General features: G+C 71.2%; 16 protein-coding genes and 1 pseudogene. 5 read left to right on the forward strand and 12 right to left on the reverse strand.

Translation table 11 applies throughout. The features are described 5' to 3' along the window. Both KQY30_RS16595 and KQY30_RS16600 read right to left on the reverse strand, forming a co-directional pair. Entirely contained in the window at positions 1-1,326 is a 1,326-nt protein-coding gene (locus tag KQY30_RS16595; protein ID WP_217307492.1) for a peptidase, read from the reverse strand. Between the two features lie 337 nt (positions 1,327-1,663). Continuing rightward, complete coding sequence (locus tag KQY30_RS16600; protein WP_217307493.1) at positions 1,664-3,988, reverse strand: esterase-like activity of phytase family protein; 2,325 nt, start codon at positions 3,986-3,988, stop codon at positions 1,664-1,666. A gap of 472 nt (positions 3,989-4,460) precedes the next feature. Between KQY30_RS16600 and KQY30_RS16605 the strand changes: the two genes are divergently transcribed. Beyond that, the gene (locus tag KQY30_RS16605) at positions 4,461-5,735 is read left to right on the forward strand and encodes a CehA/McbA family metallohydrolase (RefSeq protein WP_217307494.1); all 1,275 of its coding nucleotides are present in this window, start codon (positions 4,461-4,463) and stop codon (positions 5,733-5,735) included. Positions 5,736-5,960: 225 nt separating this feature from the next. Here the strand turns inward: KQY30_RS16605 and KQY30_RS16610 are convergent, their stop codons facing one another. Both KQY30_RS16610 and KQY30_RS16615 read right to left on the reverse strand, forming a co-directional pair. Then, positions 5,961-6,650 carry a TetR/AcrR family transcriptional regulator gene (locus KQY30_RS16610; RefSeq protein WP_217307495.1) on the reverse strand — a complete coding sequence of 230 codons (690 nt, stop codon included), beginning with the start codon at positions 6,648-6,650 and terminating at the stop codon, positions 5,961-5,963. A gap of 4 nt (positions 6,651-6,654) precedes the next feature. Continuing rightward, a complete protein-coding gene (locus tag KQY30_RS16615) occupies positions 6,655-7,698 on the reverse strand; it encodes a medium chain dehydrogenase/reductase family protein (RefSeq protein ID WP_217307496.1) in 1,044 nt (347 codons plus the stop codon). A 109-nt stretch (positions 7,699-7,807) separates the two neighbouring features. Here KQY30_RS16615 and KQY30_RS16620 point away from each other — a divergent pair, with 109 nt between their 5' ends. After that, entirely contained in the window at positions 7,808-8,464 is a 657-nt protein-coding gene (locus tag KQY30_RS16620) for a TetR/AcrR family transcriptional regulator (RefSeq protein WP_217307497.1), read from the forward strand. A gap of 185 nt (positions 8,465-8,649) precedes the next feature. Here KQY30_RS16620 and KQY30_RS16625 read toward each other — a convergent pair whose 3' ends face one another. The 5 genes from KQY30_RS16625 to KQY30_RS16645 form a co-directional block, all read right to left on the reverse strand. Further along, entirely contained in the window at positions 8,650-9,681 is a 1,032-nt protein-coding gene (locus KQY30_RS16625) for a hypothetical protein (RefSeq protein ID WP_217307498.1), read from the reverse strand. A 32-nt stretch (positions 9,682-9,713) separates the two neighbouring features. Beyond that, entirely contained in the window at positions 9,714-14,516 is a 4,803-nt protein-coding gene (locus KQY30_RS16630) for a DUF6531 domain-containing protein (RefSeq protein WP_217307499.1), read from the reverse strand. 121 nt (positions 14,517-14,637) lie between these two features. Next, positions 14,638-15,720, reverse strand: a complete 1,083-nt coding sequence (locus tag KQY30_RS16635) for a CPBP family intramembrane glutamic endopeptidase (protein ID WP_254407167.1) — start codon at positions 15,718-15,720, stop codon at positions 14,638-14,640. A 168-nt stretch (positions 15,721-15,888) separates the two neighbouring features. Continuing rightward, entirely contained in the window at positions 15,889-16,560 is a 672-nt protein-coding gene (locus KQY30_RS16640; RefSeq protein ID WP_217307501.1) for a response regulator transcription factor, read from the reverse strand. A gap of 79 nt (positions 16,561-16,639) precedes the next feature. After that, positions 16,640-18,052, reverse strand: coding sequence for a sensor histidine kinase (locus tag KQY30_RS16645; RefSeq protein WP_254407168.1), 1,413 nt, complete (start codon positions 18,050-18,052; stop codon positions 16,640-16,642). 269 nt (positions 18,053-18,321) lie between these two features. Here KQY30_RS16645 and KQY30_RS16650 point away from each other — a divergent pair, with 269 nt between their 5' ends. The 3 genes from KQY30_RS16650 to KQY30_RS16660 are packed head-to-tail and all read left to right on the forward strand — an operon-like array spanning position 18,322 to position 22,196. Next, on the forward strand, positions 18,322-18,576 hold the full coding sequence (locus KQY30_RS16650) for a hypothetical protein (protein ID WP_217307502.1): 255 nt from the start codon (positions 18,322-18,324) through the stop codon (positions 18,574-18,576). Positions 18,577-18,629: 53 nt separating this feature from the next. Beyond that, positions 18,630-19,406, forward strand: coding sequence for an ABC transporter ATP-binding protein (locus tag KQY30_RS16655; protein WP_217311105.1), 777 nt, complete (start codon positions 18,630-18,632; stop codon positions 19,404-19,406). Between the two features lie 3 nt (positions 19,407-19,409). Further along, on the forward strand, positions 19,410-22,196 hold the full coding sequence (locus KQY30_RS16660; protein WP_217307503.1) for an FtsX-like permease family protein: 2,787 nt from the start codon (positions 19,410-19,412) through the stop codon (positions 22,194-22,196). Between the two features lie 42 nt (positions 22,197-22,238). Here KQY30_RS16660 and KQY30_RS16665 read toward each other — a convergent pair whose 3' ends face one another. From KQY30_RS16665 to KQY30_RS16675, 3 genes and pseudogenes are all read right to left on the reverse strand, one after another. Then, complete coding sequence (locus KQY30_RS16665; protein WP_254407169.1) at positions 22,239-22,916, reverse strand: histone-like nucleoid-structuring protein Lsr2; 678 nt, start codon at positions 22,914-22,916, stop codon at positions 22,239-22,241. Between the two features lie 80 nt (positions 22,917-22,996). Beyond that, a pseudogene (locus KQY30_RS16670) lies at positions 22,997-24,635 on the reverse strand (DUF6531 domain-containing protein); the annotation flags it as partial. 265 nt (positions 24,636-24,900) lie between these two features. Next, entirely contained in the window at positions 24,901-25,998 is a 1,098-nt protein-coding gene (locus KQY30_RS16675; RefSeq protein ID WP_217307505.1) for a beta family protein, read from the reverse strand. Positions 25,999-26,071: the final 73 nt, after the last annotated feature.

Genomic DNA, 26,071 nt, shown 5'->3' on the forward strand with positions numbered 1-26,071 from the left:
TCAGGCGGCGGAGTCGGCCTTGCGGCGGCGTACGACGAAGACCGCGACGGCGCCGAGAGCGACCGCCGCGCCGGCCGCTGCGGCGAACTGCGGGAGGGCCGAGGGAGAGCCGGTGCTGGCGAGCGAGCCGGTGGCCGCGGAATCGGCGGTGTTGGCGGAGTCCAACGGAGTTGTGGACGTGCTGCCCTGCGGCTTGTTGTCCGGGGTCTGCGGCGTGGTCTTGCCGGGCTTGGCGTCGTCGACGTCGCCGGGGACGCTGCTGCCGGCGGCCAGGAGTTCGAAGTCGTACTCGGTGGAGAGGTTGCCGCCGCAGGACTCGTCGTCGTTGACGTAGTCACCCGCGACAAAGGCGAGGCCGTCCCCGGCCGGAGCCTTGGCGTCGACCTTCAGGCGCAGCTTCACATCGGCGTGGGCGCCGGCCTTCAGCGGGCTGATGGAGCCGGCGCGACTGCCCTTCTCGACGTTCTTCCAGGCCGGGGAGGCGGCGGTCGACCACTGGAGATGGAAGGCGTCGTCGATGACGTTGTAGCCGCTCTTGTCCGTCGCGTGGAAGTAGACGTACGGGGAGACCTCGTCCAGCGTCTTGTCCGTGCCGTTGGTCACGCGGAGCGAGAAGTTGGTCGTCGAGCCCGCGACGATCTTGGACGGCAGGCCGGTGACGACCGTGCTGAGCTTGCTCTCGAAGACGCACTCCGGCTCGTCCGGCTCCGCCTCGTCCCTGGCGTCGGCGAGCGCCTTGTCCGCGGCCTCCTTCGCCGTGAGCGCCTCTTTCACGGCGTTCTGGAGCTTGGAGTACGCCCGTACGGCGGCGACGCGGGCGTCGTCGGAGGCATCGACGGCCGCCGCGGCCTTCGCGTCGGCGGTGGCCTTGGCCTCCTCCGCCGACGTGGCAGCGGTCTCGGCGTCGGCAACGGCCTTCTCCGCGGCCGCCTTCTCCTCGGCGGTGGCGGTCTCGGGCAGCGCGGCGAGCGCGGCCCTGGCGTCGACGAGCGCGCTGTCGGCGTTCTCCTTGGCGGTGGCGGCGTCGGCCGCCTCCTCCCTGGCGGCCTTCGCGGCGACGGCGAGAGGCGCGTCGTCGGAGAGGGCGGCCTCGACAACGGCACGCCCGGCCTTCTCCGCGGCGACGGCATCGTCGTACGCCTTCTGCGCCTTCTCGGCGGCCTCTTCGAGTTCCTCGATCGAGGGCTTGTCCCGCTCGCCCCGCTGCTGTGCCTGCGCCGCGACGGCCGCATTGGCGTCGGCGAGCGCGGGGGTGACGGAGAGCAGGACGACGGGGGTGGTCACGGCGGCGACGACGGCCGTGGCAAGAGTGCGGCGAATCTTCAACAGAGTCCTTCGCGGGTCCGGAAAACGGCTACGAAATGCGGCTTCGAAAAAATGCTGAGGCGGCCGCTGCGGCGACATCACGCAGGGCTTCGTCGGCGATCGTATGACCGAAAACGCCATTGCCGGAAGCGCATTAGGCGCGTGACGGGCACGTCACACCACCCTCGCACGCGGGAAATTTGCCGCATTAGGGGATAGTTGCGCTCCCCACGCGGGTCACTTTTATGATCCATGTCACCTTGTGGAGACGCACCGGAAGCCAACTGCTCACGTCGGCATGCCCAATGAAAAAGCCCCGGGCCAGTGGCCCGGGGCTTCTGGTGTGCGGCTCAGCGGCTCAGTGGTGGCCGAAGATCTTCTTGCTGGAGCCCAGGGGGAGGAAGACCGTCTCGCCCGTGGCGTTGTCCAGGCCGTCGTTGTCGGTGATGGCGTAGACCTGGCCGTCGCCGGCCACGGTCATGCCTTCGAGCTTCTCCTGCGTCCAGCCGTTGGTGGCGCGCAGGTCGGGGAGCACGTCGTGCGCCAGCTTCTTCGGCAGTACGGGCAGCGAGCCCGACGGGGCCGGGGACTTCGGCAGGTCGACCGTGTAGATCCGCTTGATCTTGGCGGCCGGGCCGTTCAGCTTGTCACGCTCGATGACGGCGAGCTTGTCACCGACCGCGGTGATTTCGGAGAGGCCGATCCAGTCGCCCGGGGTGGTGGTGCTGCCGATGCGGTAGCCGTACCAGCTCCAGGTGCCGGCCTTGACGTCGTACCGGCCGAGCCGGACGATCCCGGCCGGGTCGGTCTTGACCTCGCGCTGGAGCGTGGCCCAGACCACCTCGCGGCCGTTGCGGTCGGTGGTCGCGGTGACGCCCTCGAAGCCCTGTCCGCCGAGGCCGGCGGCGATGTCCGCCGGGAGCGGTACGACCTGCTGGGTCCGGCCCGTGCTGTCGAGCCGTACGAGCTTGTTGTCCGCGCCCTTCGCGCCTTCCACCGCGAGCCAGAAGCCGCCCTGCGGACGGGCGTGAATGCCCTCCGCGTCGTAGCCGACCGGCTTGCCGTCGGCGTCCTTGACGGTCAACGACCGGGTGATGACCGCCGGTTGCCGCGCCGTGTCGATGGTCAGGATCTTCGTGGTGGAGTACGCCGCGTCGGTGACGCTGTAGAGCTGGTGCGGCTTGCCGGGTACGGCGGAGAGAGCGCCGAGCGCGCCCCAGCCGATCGGCGCGCCCGTGGAGTCCGCCGCCGAGACGATGTCCGGGAACGCGGGGGCGCCCTTGCCCAGGCGGAAGAGGCTCACCGAGGCCCGCACATTGACCGAGGCGTCGTCCTCCTCGCTGGAGACCGCGAGCAGGTCGCGTGACGGGATCGGCAGCAGGCCCTCGGGGCCGTTGGTGGTGGCCAGCACCTGGCGGAAGACCGGGGCGGTGGGCCGGCTCATGTCGTACACGGCGACGAAGTTGCTGCGCTCCGAACCGACGAAGGCGTAGCGCACACCGTCGAACTCGGCGATCGCCAGGCCTTCCGGCTCGGTGCCCTTGTTCTCGGCGCGGTCCTCGTTGTGCAGCCCGTGGCGCACGGCGAGCAGCTCGAAGCTGTTGCCCGCGTCCCAGACGACCTTGCCGGTGCGGCTGTCGAAGACGGACCAGCCCCGGGTGCCGCCGTGCCAGTCGCCCTCGTTGGCGGTCGCCAGATAGCGGTCGTCGACCCAGCCGATCGAGTCGGGCTCGCGCGGCACGTCGCTGATCGAGCCGGTCAGGTCGATGTTGCCGTCCTCGACCGTGTCGATGCCGCTGACCGACGCCGTACCGGCGCTGAAGGCCTTGGTGATCCTGCCCGTCGGCAGATCCAGCATGACGACGCCGTTGTTCTCCTGGAGCGTCACCGCGAGCTGGTTGCGGCTGTTGATGGAGACGTACTCCGGCTCCGGGTCGGTCGGCTCGGCGATCCCGGCGGCGACCAGGGCGGGCAGCGCCCCGCCGTTCGACTGGGTCAACGGCACGGCACGGGTACGCCACTGCTTCGGCGCGTCGCCCTTGAGGTCGACGATCTGCACGAAGCCGGCCGGAAGCTGGGGCAGGTCGCCCTCCTCGCGGCCGGGCGGGGTCGCCTCCTCGTCGCGCTCGTTCTCGATCGCGATGGCGGCGTACCGCTTGTCCTTGCTGATCGCGATGGAGTCGGGCTGGCCGCCGAGGTCGTACGTCGCCACCCGCTTGCGGTCGCGCAGCGAGATGACGTCGAGCCGGCCGGACGGTTCGGTGTACGAGGCACTGGTGTTCACCACCACCAGGACGTACTTGCCGACCACGGCCACCGAGGTCGGCTCGTCCTCGGCGTCGCCGAGTTCGGTCAGCGACAGTGTTCCGAGCCCCTGCGGCCGGTTCGGGTTGCTGATGTCCAGGAAGCCGATCCGCCGGGCCGCCGCGTCGGTGTAGACGAGGGTACGGCCGTCCTCACTGGTCGCCGAGATCTCGGCGACGGTGGCGGAGGCCGGGTCCTCGCCGGCCGGCCGGTTCTGGAAGACCGGGTAGGTGGCGGTGCGGTCGAAGGCGACCGGCCGCCGCTGCTCGTGGTGCGCGCTCGCCGCGTTCTGGTGTGCGCTCGCCGCGCCCGTGCCGGCCAGCATGCCGGCGGTGACGGCTACGGCTACGAGCGCGGCGTAGGTTCTCTTTGGGGGCATCGTTTCTCCGTTGCACGACAGTGACGGAGCAGGATCGTTTCACCGGCGAGCGAGTACGGAACGGCTTCCGGGTGAACGCCCGACGAAGGCGCGACGCGGCGGGGTGGCTGGACGGGGGGCCGGCCGGGTCGCAGGACGCGGGGCTGGGACGGTCTCCGTGCGAGGTCGCGGCCGGTATGCGGGCGAGGACCGGCCCGGTCTGCGGACGCGGGACCGGACCGGTCTCCGGACGACGACCGGGACGGTCTCCGGACGCGGGACCGGGACGCTCTCCGGTCGAGGTCGGGAGCGGTCCGGCCTCCAGGCGAGGTCGCGGCCGGTCTCCGGGCGAGGACCGGTCCGGCTGAAGCCGTACCGTGGCCGAGCCGCCCTCGTACGACGGGGGGCGAACCCCCGTGCGGGCGCGCAACGTTCACCCCTCGGGCACCTCGCATTCCGGTCATGCTCCTGACAATTCGCTGCACTGGTCACCATGAGTGGACACCACGCTGACACAGCGCACGCGCACTCCGACCCCCACGGCCACCTCCACCCGCACGCCCACAGCCACAGCCCCCGACCGAGCCGTCGCTCCCTCCTCGCCGCCGCGGGCGGTCTGCTGATCGCGGCCGCCGTACCCGGCACCGCGTACGCGGCGGCCACCCGCGCCGCGTCGGGCCCCGTGCCCGCGCCCAGGGCCGGAGCGTCCCGCACGTCCCTGGTCACCCAGGGAACCCAGCTCGTCCATGCCGATCTGCACAACCACACACTGATGTCGGACGGCGACGGCGACCCCGCCCTCGCGTTCGCCTCCATGCGCGACGCCGGGCTCGACGTGGCGGCGCTCACCGACCACACCACCCTCTTCGGCATCAGCGGTCTGTCCCAGAGCGAGTGGGACCGTACCCGCCAGCTCGCGGACGCCGCGGACGACCCGGGCGCGTACACCGCGATCCGCGGTTTCGAGTGGTCCAACCCGCTCCTCGGCCACGCCAACGTGTGGTTCACGGACCAGTTCGTCGATCTCGGCGGGGCCACGTCGATGAACTCGCTCTACAACTGGCTCGGCAGCCGGAACGGCGTCGCCGGCTTCAACCACCCGGGCCGCGAGGCCGGACGCTTCAACAACTTCGCGTACGTGGCCGCGGCGCGCGAGAAGATGGTCAGCGTCGAGATGTTCAACCGGGGCGACGACTATCTCTTCGACGGCTGGGCGGACCACGGGTCCTCGCACCTCAACGCCTGCCTCAACGCCGGCTGGCGCACCGGTATCACCGGTGTGAGCGACCATCACGGGACCGAGTGGGGCCACCCCGAGGGCGTGGGCCGCGCCGGGCTCTGGGTCACCGAGAACACCCGCGCCGGTGTGCTGGAAGCGCTGCGCGCCCGCCGCTTCTTCGCGAGCCGGTTCTCGGGCCTGCGCCTGGACGCGACCGCGAACGGGGTGCGGATGGGCGGTGACCTGCCGCTCGCGTCCGGCGACGTACGGTTCGCCGTGGACCTCGACCGCGGTGCCGTGTGGGCCGGCAAGCCCCTCAACGTCCAGGTGCTGCGCCCCGGTACGGACGCGCCCGACGTGGCCGACGTCATCGAGACCACGTCCGGCAGCCTGGTCGAGTTCACCGTCCCGCTCGATGTCGAGGACGGTGCGTGGGTCGTGCTGCGGGTCTCCGACCCGTCGCAGCCGAACGGGCAGCCGGGCCCGGCGGGCCACCCGTGCAACGACCTGGGCGTCGCCTACTCCAGCCCGTGGTGGCTGGTGCCCTGAGCCCTGCGGCGCCGTGAGCCCTGACAGCGCCGTGAGCCCTGACTGCGCTGTGAGCCCTGACTGCGCTGTGAGCCCCGGGCCGGGTGGCCCGGGGCTCTGCCGTCGCGCGGGCCCGTCCGTACCGCCGCGCCCTCAGTTCCGGGCGTGCACCGTACGGACGTGAACGCACGGGCGGACCAACGGGCCAACCGATGGGCGGAGTAGGCCCTGTCCCACGGGCAGGACCTAACGGGATTGATCAAGGGGTTCGGCAGAAGTCCGGGGCCCGACCGGGCCGATGTGCGACAGCGGGGACACGAAGCGCCGCACAAGGTCGGCCGGCCACGGAAACGTACGGGTCACCGCGCGCTGGTGGGCGAATCCGTGCAGACCGAGCCAGAGCGCGACCGCGTCGGCGAAGGGGTCGGTGCTGGTCGAGTACCCGGCGGCGACGCAGTCGGCGAGGATGCCCGCGAGGATCCGCAGCGCCCCCGCGCCGGGGCACGCCGGGTCGTTGGCGATGGCGACGCCGTTGGCGACGGAGGGGCTCCGGATGTCACCGGACATGGCGCGGTAGCGCTCGGGGTGGGCGGCGGCGAAGTCGAGATAGGCGTGGCAGACGGCGTACAGCCGCTGCCGGGGGTCGTCGCCGGCGGCGTCCACGGCGGCCCCGAGCCGGCCGGACAGCTCACCGAAGGCCGCGCGGACGACGGCGAGCACGATGGCCGACCGGTCGGGGAAGTGCGGGTAGATCGAGGGGGTGGCGATCCCGGCCCTCCGGGCCACGGCCCGCAGGGTCACGGCCCGTTCGTCGCCGTGGTCGAGCAGGTCGGTCGCGGCGGCGAGGATGTCGGCCCGCAGACGGGTGCCCTCTCCTCGCCGGTTGGGTGAGCGCGCGGCCCGGCCGTCCGGCGACGAACCGGCGGCGATGCCCATGGCGTCACTCGCCGGGTACGAGGATGACCTTGCCGGCGACCGTACGGGACTCGGCGAGCGCCAGTGCCGAGGCGGCGTCGGCCAGCGGGATCCGCGCGGCGATCTGCGGGGTGAGGACACCGCCGGCCAGCAGCCGCAGCACCTGGGTGAGGTCCTCGTTCAGCCGGCGCCGGAAGTCGTCGCGGTGGCGCAGGCCCGCCCAGAAGTTGTAGAAGTGCGCGCTCTTCCCGTTGGGCAGGGCGTTCCACGCCTGGATCCGCGCGAACAGCTTCAGCACCGGCAGTTGCGAGTTGCCCTCTTCGTCCTTCGTCGCCGCGGTGCCGTACGAGACGAGTGTTCCGCCCCGGCGCAGCAGCCGCCACGACCGCACCAGTCCGGCGCCGCCGACATGGTCGAACACCGCGTCCACGCCGTCCGGCGCGGCCTCGCGGATCCTGCCGTACATGTCGGGGTCGCGGTAGTCGACCGGGGTCGCGCCCAGCTCACGTACGTACGCGTGGTGGCGCGGCGACGCCGTGCCGATCACCGTGATCCCGGCGTGCCGGGCCAGTTGTACGAGCGTGGAGCCGACGCCGCCGTTGGCGCCCAGCACCACGACGGTCCCGCCGGAGCGGACCTCGGCGATCCGGTGCAGCATCTGCCAGGCGGTGATGCCGTTGACGACGACAGTCTCCGCGGCAGCCGCGTCCAGGCCGTCCGGTACGGGCACCAGGTCCGCGGCGTCGATCAGCAGATGGCTGGCCCAGCCGCCGGTCTTGGTGACCGCGGCGAACCGGCGTCCGGTCAGCGCGGTGTCCACGCCGGGCCCGGTGGCGGTGACCGTACCCACCACGTCGTAGCCGGGCACGAAGGGGAACGGCGGCTGGTCGTAGTACTTGCCGCGGCGCATCTGCTGCTCGGCGAACGAGATGCCCGTCGCGTCCATCCGCAGAACGACCTGGCCCGCGGACGGGGCCGGAAGATCGCGGGTCCGGACCTCCAGACCGCTGGGCTCGACCGCGGCGGGCAGGACTATCTCGGTGGCGCGGGTGGTGATGGTGCTGGTCATGGCGGCCTCCTTGGGGCTTCACCCGTTTACTTACAGCCGTAAAGCTACATACGTAAACCGCGCCCGGCAAGGAGGTGCGCCAATAAACTTTCAGGTGTAAGGTCACGGGGTGGAAGACAGCAGACCGGCGGATTCCGGCACACCGAAACGGGCCCGTACGCGCAACCGGCGCGGCGAGGGCGGGCGCCTGCGCGACGACATCATCGCCGCCGCGGTGGAGCTGCTCGACGAGGCCGGTGACGAACGCGCGATCACACTGCGCTCGGTCGCACGCCGGGTGGGGATCGCCGCGCCTTCGATCTATCCGCACTTCCCGGACCAGCCGGCCATCATGCTGGCCGTCGTCGAGCGGGAATTCGCGGACTTGGAGCGCGGCCTGCGGTCCGCCACGGAGAAGGCGGGCGACGAGCCCCGGCCGCGGTTGTACGCCGTCTGCAACGCCTACCTCGATTTCGCCCGCGACCATCCCGAGCGCTACCGCACGATGTTCGGCGGCCTCTGGGTACCGACGCTGGGCGAGAGTTCGGTGACCAAGGAGGACGTGGCGGGCCTCGGCGCGGCGACCCTGCAACTCCTCGTCGACACGCTCGGCGCCTGCGTCATGGCGGGAGAGGCCACCAGCACCGACCTGTCCGGCGACGCGGTCGCGCTCTGGCTGGGCCTGCACGGACTCGCCCACCAGCGGGCCGTCACCGCCGCCTTCCCCTGGCCGGAGGACATCGCGGACCGGCTCATCACGGCACTCGCGCATCTGAAGGACACCTGAAGCCCCACGGTCGCGGGGTCCTCCAGGACGGAGCTCACGCTCCGGTCGGACTCGCGGCCACGGCCGGCATCACGTCCCGCGGACAACTGAGGGACCAGCCGGACTCGGGCGTCCGACGGCGGTCGTGATCCTTGCCGCGGCAAGACCCTTGGGTCGTGCCCGGCCGGGCGAGTTGCCCGGCGCGTTCACTGGAAGCCGAGGCGGTGGGGGTGCGTCGGGTCCGCCGGGCAGGTGAAGACGCGCATCAGGCCCCGGCCGACGTATACGCCGGTCGGTGTGTTCGCCCCCATGGTCCGTATCGTTCCGCGGTCCTCCAGGGGCACCCAGCTCAGTGAGCCGTTGTCCCACTCGCGGTCATGGACGGTCAGCAGGGGCCGCATGGGCGAGCCGCAGGCGCAGTCGACCGCGGCAGGGCCGGTCAGGGGCCAGGCGGCGAAACCGCCGACCTTCCAGCCCGGCGGAATGGACAGATCGCCCTGGTAGCTGAGTTCGTACTCCTCACCTGCCGGGTACTCCGTCCCGTTCTCCTCCGCCGCGTCCAGGATTTCTTCCTCCCAGGCCTCGATTCCTTCCCGCAATTCATCGCTCAGCAGCTCCACGTACTCGTGCTCGACAATCTGTTCCGGATCGAGCACGCAGATATTCGGCACACACTCCGCCCGGCCCACGACGATCGGCTCCGGAATGTCCGTGAGGATTTCCGTCACATCCTGCGAGCGCCGCCATTTCAGCACCACGTCCATGGTCCGCTCCGGTCCGTGGACTTCGAACGGGCACCACAGGACCTGTAGCAGGTCGTACCCCTCGGGGCCGGTCAGGTCCGGAATGTCACGGACGAACAACTGGGCGGCGGCGAGGAGCGGAACCGGGTCGGTGTCCCGTATTTCCTGGACGTGCGCTTCGCGCTCGATGCCGTCGAGGATCTCGCGGTCCGCCTCGGAGGGGCCCTGCCTCGGATCCCGGCGCCATGCCTCGTCAAGGACGCGGCGCCGCAGCCGTACATCGGTCAGCCGCTGCCCGCGGCCCTTCTCATGGACCGCCGTGCACACCGGCCACGGCTCGTCGGCGGGCCACAGGAAAGGCCCGGCCACCGAGCTGTCCTGGGGCTTCGGCAAGCCCTTTCGGGGATGCAGCCGGGTACTCGTACGCCGATATCCGGCGAGCTCCGGAAACAGCGCTTCGATATCGATCGGCCGCTCGGGGGTGGTGCGCGTCACGCTCTTCCTCCATCTGGCATCCCAGGCGGATGCTACACGCCGGTTCTCACACCGGCGGCGGGATTGTCCAGGCTGTGGGTGAGGGTGAAGCCGCGATTGCCGAAGGCCGTGTATTCGAGCCTGACAGGAATCGGATTCGTACCCTCGTAGACCGGCTTGACCACATACTGCACGATCTCACCGGCGGCCACCGCGTCAAAGATCTTCTGCTCCACCTGGTCCCGCTGCTCGGGGGAGTTGGTGGGGTTGTTGGTCTGCGTGACCAGGTTGTGGAACGCCAGCCGCCCCTTGCCCGCTCCCCCGAGCCGGTCGGCGAGGAGGTGCCCGCGGGCCTCGTTGAACGCGTCGCCGTTGCCGCGCCAGCCCGGGGGCCGGAGGGTGCCGGCCGGCGTACCGGTGCGCAGCATCTCGGGGCGCAGTTGCGCGTGGACACCCGTCGGGCGGCCCAGGTGGTCGAGACGCCCATAGCGAATGCTGCCGTCCCAGGCGTAGGCATCCTGTTTGCAGACCTTCGGGGCGAGGCCGAGCGGGTCGGTCCAGGTCCACGGGTTGAGTACATACGTCGAAGGGTTCGGCGCGGGGGCCAGGCCCAGGGGGTCGGTACTGGTGTAGCGGGCGGTCGCGGGATCGTAGTGCCGGAAGTGGTTGTAGTGCAGCCCGGTTTCGGGATCCGCGTACTGGCCGGGGAATCTCAGCGGTGTATAGGCGGTGGCTCCGGCGTGCCAGGCGGTGGTGCCCCAGCAGGCGGAGTGGGAGCGCCAGGCGGTCTCGCCCGCTTCCGAGATCAGTTCGGTCGGCGTGCCGACCAGGTCGGTGACGATGGCGAAGAACCGGGCGTCGGTCTCGTCGGCGCCCAGCGGCTTGCGTTCGTACTGGAGGAGCGGTCGGTGCCCCTCGTACTCCCAGGTGAGGATGGTGCCGGTGGCCGAGTCGGTCTGCTCGGCCACGTCGTTGCCGTCCCAGGTGAAATGAACGGTTTCCACGGCCGCCTGCCCGTCCGCCGCCATGCGGTGCTTGGCCGTACGCCGTCCCAGCGGATCGTAGGAGTAGCGCCACTGTGTGCCGTCCGGCGTGGTGCAGGACACCAGGCGGTCCTCGGTGTCATAGGTGTAGCGCCAGGTGTCCGGCTTCTTCGAGAGCCTGGTGCGGCGGCGCCGCACGACCCGGCCGGCGCCGTCGTACGCGTAGTGGACCGAGCCGGCCGAGACGAGCTGTCCGCCGTCGTAGGCGCGGTCACCGCGGGCGTCGGCGCGGCCGACCGTCCCGGGCCAGTGCGCCGCGGTCTGGTTGCCTGCCGCGTCGTACACGTAGCTCTCCGTCCAGCCGGGGGCCGTGACGGCCAGAGGCCGGCCGAGCGGGTCCAGGGAGACACGCTTCTCGTGCCGGGTGCCGGACGTCAGGTCGGCCACGGAGACCAGGTGGTTGTCGGCCCGGTAGCCGTAGTCCCGCGCGTACAGCACGGTGCCTTCGGCGGTGATCAGTGACTGACCGGCGGGACGGCTCCGGGTGTCCCAGGCCGTCGTGAGAACCACGGGCGTGCCGGGCGCGCCCCAGGACCGGGACAGCTCGCGTCCAAGAAGGTCGTGGGTGAAGGAGAGGGCGTGCCCGCCGGTGGCGACGGACACGCGGTCGCCCTCTGCGCTGTAGGCGAATCGGGTGACCGCGCCGGCAGGTGTGGTGCGCGAGACGCGACGGCCGAGGAGGTCGTACGTGTAGCGGCTGGTCCGGCCGTCGACCGTCTCCGCCACCGGCCGGCCGAGCGGGTCCCGTTCCACGGTGAGCGTGGAGGTGGCGGAAACCGCGCCCAGCAGCATGCCTCCGGGGCTGTAGTCGTACCGGGTGACGGCCCCGGATCGGGCCCCGTCCTCGGGCCCGGGCCCGGCCACCTCCTTGGTCAGCAGCCGGTCCATCGCGTCCCAGGTGTAGTTGACGGTCCGGCCGAGCGGGGCGGTACGCGAGACCAGGCGCCCGGCGGCGTCATACGTGTAGCGGGTCTCCCGGCCGTCGAAGTCCGCCTCGGAGTCGAGGTGACCCGCGCGGTCGTACGTGTAGTCCCACTTGTGGCCGAGGGGGTTGGTCACCTGGACGAGACGGAGTTCGGTGTCGTAGCGCAGCTCGTAACGGGCCCCGTCCGCGGCGGTGCGCGCGACCGGCTTGTCGAACGGGCCGTACTCGGTGGTGGTGACGCCGCCGTGAGTGTCGGTGTGCGCCAGACAGTTGCCCTCGCCGTCCCAGTCCCAGGACTCCCGGCTGCCGTCCGGCGCGATCCGGGCGAGCAGCCGGTCCTCGACATCCCACTCGAAGCTCTCGACGCCAGCCGCGGCGTCGACGACACGCGTCGGGCGGCCCTGGTGATCGCGCTCGACACGGGTGACGGCCGAACGAGCGTCCGTGATCTCCACGGGAAGCCCCGCGCGGTCGGCGCGGATCCGGGTGACGGAGCCCAGCGCGTCCGTGATGCTCGCGACCGCTCCGGTCCGGTCGTGGGTGAGGCGCGTGACGGCCCCGTCCGGGGAACACGTACTGGTGCAGTTGCCCAGTTCGTCGAAGGTCTGCCGCCACACGGCGCCGTCCGCGTCCGTGATCTCGACCGGCAGGTTGAGTCCGTTGTACCGAGCGGTGGCGAGGCCGCCGTCCGGAAACCGGACGGCCGCAAGGTTGCCCGCCTCGTCCCAGGTCAGCTCGGTGGTGTGGCCGAGCGGGTCGGTACGGGTGAGCGGGCGGTCGTAGGCATCCCAGGTGTGAAGGGTGGTGTTGCCCAACGGGTCCGTCTCCGCCACGACTTGGAGGCGGTCGTCGAGATGGAGGACGGTGGTGGCGCCGGTGGAGTCGGTGTAGCGGGTGACGCGCTGTCCGGTCTCGGCATGGACGCCGTACGCGAACGTGGAGGACAGGCAGCCGTCCGGGCCGACTGTACGTACGACACGGCCGTGCGGATCGTAGACGTACCGGAACGTCGACAGATTCCGGTCGGTCCAGGACGTGACGCGGCTCTCCGCGTCGTACGTGAAACGCATCGGTGAGCCGGAGGCGTCGATCAGATCGGTGAGGTCGCCGGCTGCGTCGTAACCGTATGTCAGCAGGGTGACCGGGCCTTCGGGGACGCGGAGTGCGAGCGCGGTGACCCGTGACATGTCGGCGGTCAGCCGGACCGTGTACCCGCCGGTGTGCGTCACCGTCGTCGGCGCGCCGTCGGGGCGGCGCGAGAAGCTGACGCGGTTGTCGTTGCGGTCGCTCAGCTCGCTCAGCCAGAAAGCGGGAGAGGAACGGTACGGACTGCCGGTGAACGAGCGGGTCACACCACTGTGCGGGTCGACCACGAGATAGGTGGTCACGTCCCCGTCCTCCCCGCCGTGGACGAGCGGAAGACGGTCGCCTTCGAGCGGGAGGACCGGATCGCCACCGGCGCGCGGCAGCCTGGGGTAGACGAGGAGCGAGCCGTCCTCGCGTGCCCAGACCGCGCCGCCGCCGACCGGGTCGAGTTCGACGCGTTCATCGAGGGTCGAGGCCCAACTGCGGCCGAACCAGTGGCCGTAGCGGTACGCGGACACGTGGGTGCGGCGCAGGACGAGAGGGAGTACGCCGGGCAGGGAGAGATCGGTCTGAGGCAGCAGCATCTCGCCGGTGGCGACGTCCACCGGGTCGTTCTTGCAGATCGTCTTCTCAAGGGAGACGCTGTTGCGGCGGGCGTCGTCCCTCGCTTCTCGAACGGCGTTCGCCCTGGTCCGGGTGTCACTCTCGGCGCGGCGCCCGCCGTTCCGGGCCACCGGCGTACTCCCCGCGCCGTCGCGGTCGTTCCGCTCCCTGGCGAGGCGGGCACGGATGTCGTCGTCGTTGTTCCTGTGGTCGTCGGATATCCGGCGGACGGCCTGGGGGAGGGTCTGGCCGACGTGGTCGCCCATGGTCCTGACGGCCTTTTCCAGCGCCTCCATGGCCTTGTCCGCCAGCGGATCGATGACCTCGGCTATGGAGTCCCGGCCACGGGTGCGGCCGTGGGCGGTCCTGGCCTTGGTGAGCTTGCCCGCGGTCTTCCCGTGGATGCTGACGCTGACGCCGTTGAGCTGAGTGGAGGCGAAGTCGTGCTCGGCGTGCTCGATATGGAAACCGGGACCCGAGCCGCGTCCGCCGCCGGCGCCGCCTCCGCTGTCCCCGCCGCCCGCTGAAGCCAGATGCATGGCGTCCTTCGAGCCCTGCACGCCCTCCCGGAAACCGTCCGTACCGGCCTGCCGCGCCTGCCCGAGGTCGACACCGTCCTGAAGCCCCATGGCCGTGGCACCGAGCTGGACCACCAGATCGGCGGCCAGGTTCTCCAGGGCCGCGACAGCCGGTTCGGTCATCGCCGCGACGATGTAACCGACCGCCTCGTCCGCCGCCTCCCTGATCAGCCGCCTCACAACCTCCTGCGTCGCCCGTATCGCCGCGGCACCGAACAGCGCCGACAGACCACCCGTGACCGGGATCAGCGACAGCGCGATCCCCGCCTCGGCCGCCAGATAGCCGAGCTGAACAATTGCCGCGCCCTTCATCACCTCGATCGCCGTGGCCGCCGTGTCCAGCGCACCCGCGATCGTCCGCGCCGCCGAGGCGATGTCGCTGATGTGCTTGTCCTTGACCTTCCCCCAATGCCCGTTCAGCGCATCGAGAGCCTCCCCGTGCCCGGACGAGATCAGGCGCTGCACATGGTTGTTCGCAAGCTGCCCGTCATCCTCCAGATCCTCCGCGAACTCTCGCAGAGCATCGGCCATGTCCCGGTAGGCGTCCTCATCGACGTTCGGCCAGGACACACCGATCAGATCCAGCAGAACGTCGGCCCACTCCGGCACCGTGACAGCCACGACCCTCAACCCCCCGTACATACGCCCGCGTTCACAGAATGCGCATGCAAAGACATTGTCATGAGCGCGCTTAACGGATCAAGGCGGCATTGCTGACGAGGTCATAGCTGGACCTGGGGCGTCATATCCGGTCCCGGGACGTCTCCAAGGGCTTTGCGGGCTCGGGGAGCTCTGTGGCCTTGGGGAGGCCGAGGCGGCCTCGGGTGGTGGCCAGGAGGATGAGGGCCGCCGTGACGGAGGCGAGCAGGAACGCGCGGCTGCCCTGGGCGGAGGTGAGCGAGGGGAACATGCCCGTCCACGCCAGCGAGAAGAAGTTGTTGACGCTGGTGTGCAGCAGCATGACCAGCGGCATGCTCTCGCCGGAGCGGTTGAAGACCCAGGTCATCACGAAGCTGAAGGCGATCGCGGTGACGATGAACTCCAGCGGCTTCGTCGCGTCCACGTCCGGCCAGCCGCCCCACTCGGTCAGGAACAGCGGCAGGTGCCAGACGCCCCAGAGGACGCCGACGACGAGGGTGGCGGCGACAGGACCGTAACGGCGCTGCATGCGCGGCATCGCGAACTCGCGCCAGCCGGGCTCCTCCGCGAGGCCGGTGGTGATCATCTGGAGCAGCAGGCCGGGCAGGTACGCGGCGAGTACGGCGACGGACGGCGGTACGGGGCTCCGGCCGGTCAGCGCGGCCGTGGCGAGCGTCAGCGCGACGGGCACCGAGAGAAGCACCACGAGGTACCAGCGCCAGCCGACCCGGAACTTGGTCATCCGGCCGCGCCAGGCCCGCAGCCCGCCGCGCCCCTCGGTCAGCCCGGTCACCAGGAGCGCCGACACGATCGGGCCGAGGTAGGCGCCGGGCAGGACGCCGAGGAGCTGGGTGGTGCCGCCGATCGCGGGGTAGGCGAAGTGCCAGACGCCCAGGCCGTTCTCGGAGAGGACGTACGGGGTCCAGGCCAGCCAGCTCAGCGCGAAGGCGAGCAGGAAGAACCAGGTCAGGGGGCGGCGGCGGAGGCCGGCGCGCAGGCCGGAGGAGTTGCCCTCTTGGGTCGGCAGGCGGAAGGAGTTGTCCTCGCTGGTCCGAGTCGTGCCGGCGTTGTTGCGGGTCGTGCCGGTCTGGTCGTCACGGTACGTTCCGGCCGGGCCAGTCTCGCGGCCTGTCTCACGGACGGCCTCGTGGCCGGTTTCGCGGCCGGTGGGGGCTTCGGTGCTCACTGCGGTGTCCCTTCGGACGGGGCTGATGTGACGTGTCCAGCACATCAGCGCCGCGTCCGCGGATCATTGCCGTGCGCGCCCCAAGTGGCGGTACAGCAGGCTGTACTTCGCGGCCGCGCGCCGCCTCGTACCGCGCGGGCGCGCCCCGCCCCGTACCGCGCCCCCGTACTACGCCCGGCGCCGGGCGTCCTCCAGATAACGGAGCACCGCGGCCACCCGACGGTCGACCTGGTCGGCCGGGGACAGGTCGAGCTTGGCGAAGATGCTGCGGATGTGCTTGTGGACCGCGCCGTCCGTGACGACGAGCCGTCCGGCGATGGCGCTGTTGCCCAGCCCCTCGGCCATCAGGGCGAGTACGTCGCGCTCGCGCGGGCTCAGACGTTCGAGGCGGGTGTCCTGGCGGGAGCGGGTGAAGAGCTGGGCGACGACCTCGGGGTCGATGGCGGTGCCGCCGGACGCCACCCGGTGCAGCGCGTCGAGGAACTCCTCGACCCGGCCCACCCGTTCCTTGAGCAGATAGCCGAGGCCGCCGACCCCGCCGGTGAGCAGCTCGGTGGCGAAGCTCTGCTCCACGTACGCGGACAGTACGAGGACGGCCAGATCGGGGCGCCGGCGCCGGGCCTCGACAGCCGCGCGGATGCCCTCGTCGGTGTGCGTGGGCGGCATCCGTACGTCGAAGATGGCGATGTCGGGCTTGTGCGCGTCGATGGCGTCCAGCGCTCCGTCGGGGTCGCCGGCCGTGGCCACCACGTCGAGCGACTCCGCGCGCAGCAGCAGGGCGAGCCCCTCGCGCAGCAACGGGTCGTCCTCGGCTATGACGACCCGCGGTTCACGAGCCACGGGCGAGCCGACATCCACAGGCAGGCCACGGTTCACCGGCAGGCCACGGCTCACAGGCAGGCCACGATCCACGGGCAGGTCACGATCCACAGGGGAGATCCACTTCAAGGGTTGTCGGACCGCCGGGCGGGCTGGCCAGGCGGAGCGTGCCGTCGTGTGCCGCGACACGGCGGCGGATGCCGGTGAGACCGGAGCCGCCGTCCTCGTCCGCGCCGCCCCGGCCGTCGTCGGTGACGGTCAGTCGGAGGCGTCCGCCACGGGCCCGTACCGTCACCGTTGCGGAGGCGGCGGCACTGTGCTTGGCGATGTTCGTCAGAGCCTCCGCCACGACGAAATAGGTGGTCGCCTCGACGGAGGCGGCGCACCGTTCGGGTACGTCGACATCGATACGGCAGGGCACCGCGCAGTTCGCGGCCAGCCCGGAGAGAGCCCCGGCCAGCCCTCGGTCGTCCAGGACCGGAGGCAGGATGCTGCGCGAGACGCTGCGCAGTTCGGCCAGCGCCTGTTCGGCGGCGGACTGGGCGCGTTCGAGGATTTCGTCGGCGCGCGACGGGTCGCGGGCCATCTGGCGGCGGGCGGCGCCGAGCAGGACGGTCACCGAGACGAGCCGGTTCTGTGTGCCGTCGTGGAGCGCGCGCTCGATACGGCGCAGTTCGGTGGCGTGGGCGTCCAGGGCGGCGGCGCGGGTGGCGGTCAGTTCCGCGACGCGGAGCGACAGGTCGGTGTCGGGGCCCGCCGCGAGGAGACGCCGTCCGGGGCCCGCCTGAAGCCGTGCCATGCCGGGGGCCAGGCCCAGGAGGATGGCGATCCAGCCCACCCCGAGCAGGGTCACGGCGAGGGCGTCCGGCCAGGAGTGCGCGGAGCCGAAACCGAGGGACGTGGCGGTCGCGTTCCGGGGCATGAGCCGCCAGTACAGCGGAAAGGCCGTGTCGCGTACGGCCATGACCGGCAGCAGTACGCCGAGCAGCCCCAGGAGCAGCCCAGAAGTGGCGTGCCGGCCCAGCCAGCGCAGTTCGCGGCGGGTGGTGGCGTCGACGAGTGCGAGCCGCAGCCGTGTGGGCGGGGGTTCCGGGGCGATGACCTCGGGGCCCCGGCGGGCGAGCCGTGCGCGTTCCCGGCCGGCCAGGGCGTGCAGCGCGCGCAGCACGAGCGGCGCCAGGAGCAGGCCCACGCCGACGAGTGAGGCCACGGCCGTCACCGCCAGCAGGAACAGGACGCCGAGTGCCATGGCGGCGGTACCGAGTCCGCCGGCGAGTTGTGCGAGCGCGGCGCCGGAGGCTCTCAGCGTCCGTACGGCGGTGTGTACGGCGTTGTGTACGGCGGTGTCGTTGAGGCCGTCGGCCGCGGTTCCGGCGCCGGTCTCGGCTGGGGTCCTGGTCCCGGTCTCGGCTGCGGTCTCGGTCTCGGCTGGGGTCCCGGTCTTGGCTCCGGCTGGGGCCCCGGTTCCGGCTGCCGCTGCGGTGTCCTGCTGCGTCGCCATCCGCCCTGCCATGCGCTCTCCCTCTGGTCGCGAACGACCTTAGGCGTACGGGCGTTCGCCGTGGGCCCAGGGGTCGGGAAGTACGGCCCGGAGGGCGCGGGGCCGGCGGAGGCGGGCAGCGGGGGTAAGGCGTACCCGGGCTCGGGGGTAAGGCGCGCTGGGGCTCGGGGGTACAGCCTGCTGTACCCCGGATAGGGCGGTCCACGGGATCGTCCAAGGGTGGTCACGCTCCGTAACGTCGGTGACGACAACAGCGGCGATCCCCGCAGGAGGAAGTCCCCATGGCGCACACCGATCCGTACCGCCTCACCACCGCCCCCACCCCTACCCCGACCGCCACGGCCGGAGGCACGAGCGGCGTCACCCGCGGCGACGTCGTCCGTACGCTGCTGTGGACGGTGGTGGTGATCAGCGCGGTCGCCAACACCGTGGCCTCGTACGGCGGCGTCAGCACCTGGGTGCATCTGTCCTGCGGCACCGTCACCCTGCTCGCCGCGTCGACCCTGGTCGTGCGCAGTCTGCGAGGCCGTCGATGAGGCTGCGAAGCAGGTCGCAAACATCGATGGAGCCGGTGCGGTCGACGCAGCCGATGTCGTCGCTACGCCAGGGGCAGTCGGTGAGTACGTCCGCCGTCGGTGTCGCGCAGCGGACGCCCGCCATCGCGCTGGGTCGCGTCAGCAAAACGTACGAGGGTGGCGTACGGGCCCTCGACGACGTGTCGTTGACCGTGGAGCACGGCACGTTCCTCGCCGTGATGGGGCCGTCGGGTTCCGGCAAGAGCACGCTGATGCACTGCGCCGCCGGGCTCGACTCCCCGACGTCGGGCAGTGTCCGTATCGACGGCCAGGAGATTGCCGGGCTGAACGAGACCCGCCGCACCGAACTGCGCCGGGAGCGCGTCGGTTTCGTGTTCCAGGCGTACAACCTGATCCCCTCGCTCTCCGTCGCGGACAACATCACACTGCCGCTGCGGCTGGCCGGGCGGCGCCCGGACCGGGCCTGGCTGGACACACTGGTCGGGCGGGTCGGGCTGGGCGACCGGCTCGGCCACCGCCCGGCCGAACTCTCCGGCGGCCAGCAGCAACGGGCCGCTGTCGTACGGGCGTTGGCTGCACAGCCGGCCGTCGTGTTCGCCGACGAGCCGACCGGCGCGCTCGATCTGCGGAGTGCACACCAGGTGCTCGACCTGCTCCGCGGCCTCGTCGACGAGTTGCGCCAGACGGTGGTGATGGTCACCCACGACCCGGCCGCCGCGGCCCGCGCGCACCGCGCGCTGGTGATGGCCGACGGCCGGGTGGTCGAGGCCCTGGAGGCGCCGACCGCGCCTCAACTGGCCGACCACCTGGTCGCGTTGGGGGAGCGGTAGACCATGCTGCATCTCGCTCTGCGGATGACCGCGCACCGGATCACCGCGCTGCTCGCCGTGGCGTGCGCGGTCCTGGGCGGCGCCGTGCTGATCACCGCCACCGGTGTGCTGGCCGAGTCCGGGCTGCGCTCCCAGTTGCCGCCCGGCCGGCTCGGCGGCGCGGACGTCGTGGTCGCGGCCGACCAGGAGTACCACCGGGAGGCGGACCTGCCGATCCCGCTGCCCGAGCGCGCCACGGTCCCGGCGCGGCTCACGGACCGGTTGGCCGCGCTGCCGGGCGTGACGGCGGCGGTCGGCGACATCGGGTTCCCGGCCGCGCTCGTGGACGCGCGGGGACGGATCGTACCGTCGGCGGACGGCGACCCCGCGTCGGCCGGGCACGGCTGGTCCTCGACGAAACTGCTGGCGGATCCGCGTATCGAGGGCCGCGCGCCGTCGGGTCCCGGCGAGGTCGCCGTGGACGCCGCGACGGGCCTGAACGTGGGTGACCGCGTACGGGTCGTCGCCAACGGCCGCCCCGCCGCGCCCTATCGAGTCTCGGCGCTGGTCGGGACGACGGACGCGGACGCGGATGCGGGTGCTGGCGCGGGCACGGGCGCAGACGCGGGCACGGATGCGGGCTCGGACCCAGACATGGACCCGGGCTCGGGCGCGGACCCAGGCGCGGATACGAGCTCGGCCCCAGGCACGGCCCCGGGTACGAGCGCGGGCGCGGCCCCGGGTACGAGCGCGGGCGCGGGCGTGTTCTTCGCGGACGAGACCGCCGTACGACTCTCCGGTCGCGCGCGCCAGGCCGGCCACGACAGCCGCGCGAACCACGAAGGAGGTACGTCCCCGGCCGCCGGCCCGCGCGCCGGAACCGTCGACCTGATCGGCCTCACGACCGAACCCGGCGCCGAGGAACAGGTCGCCTCCGCGGTCCGCGGCCAGGTGGCGGGCACCGGGCTGAAGGTCCTCACGGGCGCGGACCGGGGCGAGACCGTGTCACCCGGGGTGGGCTCGGCCCGCTCCCTCCTCGTCCTGCTGTCGGGTTCGCTCGCCGGAATCGTCCTGCTGATCACCGGATTCGTCACCACGGGCGCGCTCGGCGTGTCGATCGCCGGGCAGCGCCGCGATCTGGCGCTGATGCGGGCCGTCGGCGCGACGCCGAAGCAGATACGGCACCTGGCCGCCGCCCAGTCCACGGTCGTCGCGGCCGTGGCCCTGGTGCCGGGCGTGGCCGTCGGCTATCTGCTGGCCGGGCAGTTCCGGGGCATGCTGGTGGACCGTGGTGTCCTGCCCTCCCAACTCCCCCTCACCATAAGTCCGTTGCCCGCCCTCGCCACCGTCCTCCTCATGGCGGCGGCGGTGCGGATCTCGGCCCGGTGCGCGGCCTGGCGTACATCTCGTATGCCGGCCACCGAGGCGGTCGCCGAGTCACGCAGCGAGCCGCGGAAACCGTCCCGGGCACGCACCCGTGCCGGACTGCTGCTGATCGTCGCCGCGTGCGTGATGTCGGCCGCGCCACTGCTGCAACGCACCCTCATCGGCGCCTCGGCCACCTCCATCGCGGGCATCCTCGCCGCGATCGGTCTGGCCCTGGCCGGCCCGGCGCTGGTCAAGGGCGTGGGCGAAGCGGCCGTACGACGGCTGCGCCCCGGCGTGTCCGCTCCGACCTGGCTGGCCCTGGCCAACGTACGGGCGTACGCGCAGCGCGTCACCGGGGTGGTCAGCCCGCTGGCGATGGCGGTCGTGTTCGTCCTGACGTACACGCTCGCGCAGACCACCGTGATGGCCGCGACCTCGCACGACACGGACGCCGGCACCCTCGCCCGGCACCGGCTGAGCGCGCCGGGCCTCGGCGGCCTGCCGACCGGCACGCTGTCCGACGTACGGGACCTGCCGGGCGTACGGGCGGCGGCACCCGTCAGTACGACCACGGTGGCGTGGCCCCAGAAGCAGTTCGGCGACACGGCGACCGAGTCCGCCTCCGCGATGATCCTGACACCGGCCGCCGCGGACGTCCTCGACCTCGGCGTACGGGAAGGCAGCCTGACGCGTCTCACCGGGGCCACGGTCGCCGTCAGCAGCGAGATCGCGCGCTGGCGCGGATCGGGAACGGGCCAGCGGGTACGGCTGATCCTCGGCGACGGCGCGCAGGTCGACGCCCGGGTCGTCGCCGTGTACGACCGCGGGCTCGGCTTCGGCCCGTTGGTCCTCTCGCGCGACCTGGCCTCGGGGCACACCACGGCGGGACTGGACCAGAGCGTCCTGGTCCGCACGGACGGTACGGCCGCCGCGGAACGGGCGCTGAGCACACTGGCGGCCTCGCGTCCGGGCCTGGCGCTGTCGGCCACGGCGCCGGCGCCGGGATCCGACGCGGAGTCCGGCGGGACCGGGGGCTCAGGCACCCCGCCCGAGGTGTGGATCAATCTGGCCGTCATCGTGGTGCTGCTCGCCTATCTCCTGCTGAGCATCGCCAACAAGCTCGTCGCCGCCACCGCCCAGCGCCGCACCGAGATCGCCGCCCTGCGCCTGGTCGGCACGACACCACGTCAGATCCGCGCGATGATGCGCCGCGAGGCCGCCGTGATAGCCACCGCCGCGCTCACCACGGGCCTGCTGCTGTCCGCCGTCCCGCTGGCCCTGCTGGGCCAGGGCTTCCTGGACCGCCCCTGGCCGTCGGGCCCCACCTGGCTGCTGCCCGCGACCGCGCTCACGGTCGTCGCCATGTCCTTCCTCACCATCGAACTGCCCACCCGCCAGGCCCTGCGCAGAGCACCGGCGGAAGCGGTCCGGACGGGGGCGTGAGGTATGCGGCCCGCAGAGAGCACCTGGAGGTTGGCGGTGCTCTCAGGTGGGGTTGGCCCGCTCCCACGCATCTCGGATCTCCGCACGGATACGCCCACGGTCGGGCACTTCATAACCGTTGGCGCGTGCCCATTGCCGGATGGTGTCAGTGGCGACAGGTTGCCTGGCCGGGGCCTGCGGGGGCGTCCAGGAGGCAGGGTCCGAAGGGGTGAAGCTTGTCGCCTGCTCCAGGAGGTCCTTGGGGAACGCGGGGACGGCTGTGCCTCCGCTCAGAACGGACGTGAGAAATCCGGTCAGAGTGCCCTCGAAGGTGAACCAACGGGGCCCGCGTGCTTCGTTCACGGCGATGCGCCAGGTGTCGGGGGCGTCCTGCGGCTCGCTGATCCAGAAGAGGTGTTCCCCGTTGTCCGTGACACCGATGGCGAAAAGGTTCCGGGGATCGTACGGGACGGGATGGGTGCCCTGGTCATAGTCCCGCTGGAGCTGCGCGCGGATCCTGCCCGGCATCGGTCCGGTGAGGTCGACAAATTCGGTGCGGCCGCAGGGGTGGTAGATGTGGATGTAGCCGGAGAAGACCCCGGGGCCGTAAACGGCCGCGAGCCGCTTGTAGTCCTCGGGGAGCCGCACGCCGAGGCCGGCCTCCACTCCGTCCCAGTCGACGGGGCGAGGCGGGCTCTGAGGGGGCGGGCAGAGCTGGGTCAGTGCGGCGATGTCAGTCACTGGATTCCTCTGCGGCGTCGCTCTTGCTGGGCAGCGTGTTCAGGGTTTTCGAGCAGTATGTCGAGACTGAAGTCGCGTTGGCTGACGACAGTGGGCGAACCGTCGGGCCTGCGGGCGAAGGCGATGCGGTTGGCGTTACGGTCCTCGATCGCGGTCAGCCAGTGGGCGGTCGAGGCACGGTACGGGCTGCCGGTGAACGACCGGATCAGCCCAGTACGGGTGTCGGTCACGGTGTACGTCGTCTCGTCCGCGTACTGGCCACCATGAGCGAGGGCCAGGCGCGGGCCCTCCAGCGGCAGGACCGGCTCGCCGCCGGGCTGCGGGAGGCGAGGGTAGAAGAAGAAGGGAGCCGTCCTCGCGGGCCCACACGGCGCCGGCACCGACCGGGTCGAGCTCGATGCGTTCGTCGAGCGTAGAGGCCCAAGTGCGGCCGAACCACTGGCCGTAGCGATATGTGGAGAGGTGGGTGCGGGTGAGGATGAGCGGCAGCACGCCGGGCAGCGAGATGTCCTTGTGCTGCAGTGTCATTTCGCCTGTCACAACATCGACCGGATCGTTCTTGCACGTCTTCTTGGTCAGCGGAATGCTGTGTCGGCGTGGGTCGTCCCCAACACCACGGAGCGAGTCCGGTCGGGTGCGTGTGGATGTGCTGTCGCCGCGGCGGGCAGTACGACTCGTCGGGCCACCGGTACCGCTGTCGTCGGCGCGCTCCCGGGCGAGGCGGGCGCGGATGTCGTCGGCGTTGTTCCTGTGGTCGTCGGATATCCGGCGGACGGCCTGGGGGAGGGTCTGGCCGACGTGGTCGCCCATGGTCCTGACGGCCTTTTCCAGCGCGTCCATGGCCTTGTCAGCCAGCGGATCGATGACTTCGGCTATGGAGTCCCGGCCACGGTTACGGCCGTGAGCCGTCCTGGCTTCGGTTAGCTTGCTGGCAGTCCTTCCATGGATGCTGACGCTGACGCCGTTGAGCTGAGTCGAGGCGAAGTCGTGCTCGGCGTGCTCGATATGGAAACCGGGACCACCCGCGCCACCTCCGCCGCCCGCTGAAGCCAGATGCATGGCGTCCTTCGAGCCCTGCACGCCCTCCCGGAAACCGTCCGTACCGGCCTGCCGCGCCTGGCCGAGGTCGACACCGTCCTGAAGCCCCATGGCCGTGGCACCGAGCTGGACCACCAGATCGGCGGCCAGGTTCTCCAGGGCCGCGACAGCCGGTTCGGTCATCGCCGCGACGATGTAACCGACCGCCTCGTCCGCCGCCTCCTTGATCAGCCGCCTCACAACCTCCTGCGTCGCCCGTATCGCGGCGGCACCGAACAGCGCCGACAGACCACCCGTGACCGGGATCAGCGACAGCGCGATCCCCGCCTCGGCCGCCAGATAGCCGAGCTGAACAATTGCCGCGCCCTTCATCACCTCGATCGCCGTGGCCGCCGTGTCCAGCGCACCCGCGATCGTCCGCGCCGCCGAGGCGATGTCGCTGATGTGCTTGTCCTTGACCTTCCCCCAATGCCCGTTCAGCGCATCGAGAGCCTCCCCGTGCCCGGACGAGATCAGGCGCTGCACATGGTTGTTCGCAAGTTGCCCGTCATCCTCCAGATCCTCCGCGAACTCTCGCAGAGCATCGGCCATGTCCCGGTAGGCGTCCTCATCGACGTTCGGCCAGGACACACCGATCAGATCCAGCAGAACGTCGGCCCACTCCGGCACCGTGACAGCCACGACCCTCAACCCCCCGTACATACGCCCGCGTTCACAGAATGCGCATGCAAAGACATTGTCATGGGCGCGCCGAACGGATCAAGGCCGCACCGACGGCCGACCACTGACACCGGCCAACACCCGACGGCCGACTGAACACAACAACATGCAAGGCCAGCGGGCTCGGACCTCTTCTGCTATCCGGGCCGCCCTGCCCTCCGTGCGCAAGCTCCGCAACCAACTGCCTGGCCCATCGGCCCCCAGCAGCCCAGTTCCGATCGAGGCATCATCCGAGTCCGGCAAGTTGGTCCACAACGAAGTTCATGTGCTGGATGTGTCCGACCTGCATCCACTTCTCGGCGTTCCCCGAGCCATCAGGCCCATCGCCATGAGCACTTGCGTGCAACCAGCGTTCGCCTTCGCTGCCGTGAATGCCGTCAGGCGCGCGGAAGGAGTCGGACTCCACGATCCAGCGCGCCCCGGCACGGGCACGGGAGACGTGCCCGGGGCCTCGCGTTGGAACCTGGGCGACGAGAAATGTGTCCGGTGCGGTGTAACGCAGGAGGCCCCAGCCTGGGCCACGATGCCGGACTGCGGCCATGTTGGCGCTGAAGACATGTTCCACGGAATAGTCGCCATAGATCACCCTGGACGAAAGGGCCGGGCGGGCATCGCGTACCGAACGGTAGAGATCCCAGTCATGGCGCCGGATGATGCGCCTGGGCTGGGTAGCGAGGTTCTCAAGAACGCGCGGGAAGGAACCGGACGTCAGGACGACCGTACGCCAGGGCACCAGGGGGCCGAGCAGGTCGAGAGCCATAAGGGCCGTCTTGCCGGCTTCAACAGGGTCATGGGCCGGACCCACGTCCAGGAGGAGATCCAATTGAGAGGGCGGCAGTCGGAGTCGTTCGATCAAAGCCAGCAACTGCGTCGAGCGGGGTTCGTCCGGTGGGTTGTCGAGCAGGACACGTATCCCGAGTCCTCGACCACTGAGGAAGGCAAGATCGGCGGCGTGGCGCTGGTGCCGGATATCCCGTTCCGGTCCGGTGATCAGACGTAAGCGGCTTGATGTCATCAGATTCCACAGACCGGTCGCGGAGGCGTCGACAAGGCGCTCCACGTGGGTGGCGTCCACCCAGCCGCCGTGGTCTCCCGTCGCCGCAACGAGGCCGTCGATGCGCGGCGTGAGCCATGTGTGAAGCCCTACCTGGCCGGCTTCCGGATCCGGGACGGGATGCAGTCCTCTTGCGCGCTCGGGCCCCAGACGTGGCACAACCGTCCAGAGCGGCGCGATCCGCTGTCGCACGCGACGATCCAGCCGCGTGTAAGCGGTCCGGGCTGCCCGTGTCGTAGGCAGCACGGGTACATAAAGTGGTTCGCCCATCGCGGCCCCCGTCGATCCCACAGCGTCGCCGTATGTCCCCTTACCGAAGGGTGAGACGCGTCACTTGGGACCG

The sequence above is a fragment of the Streptomyces sp. GMY02 genome, from assembly GCF_019056675.1.
Taxonomy (GTDB): Bacteria; Actinomycetota; Actinomycetes; order Streptomycetales; family Streptomycetaceae; genus Streptomyces; species Streptomyces odonnellii.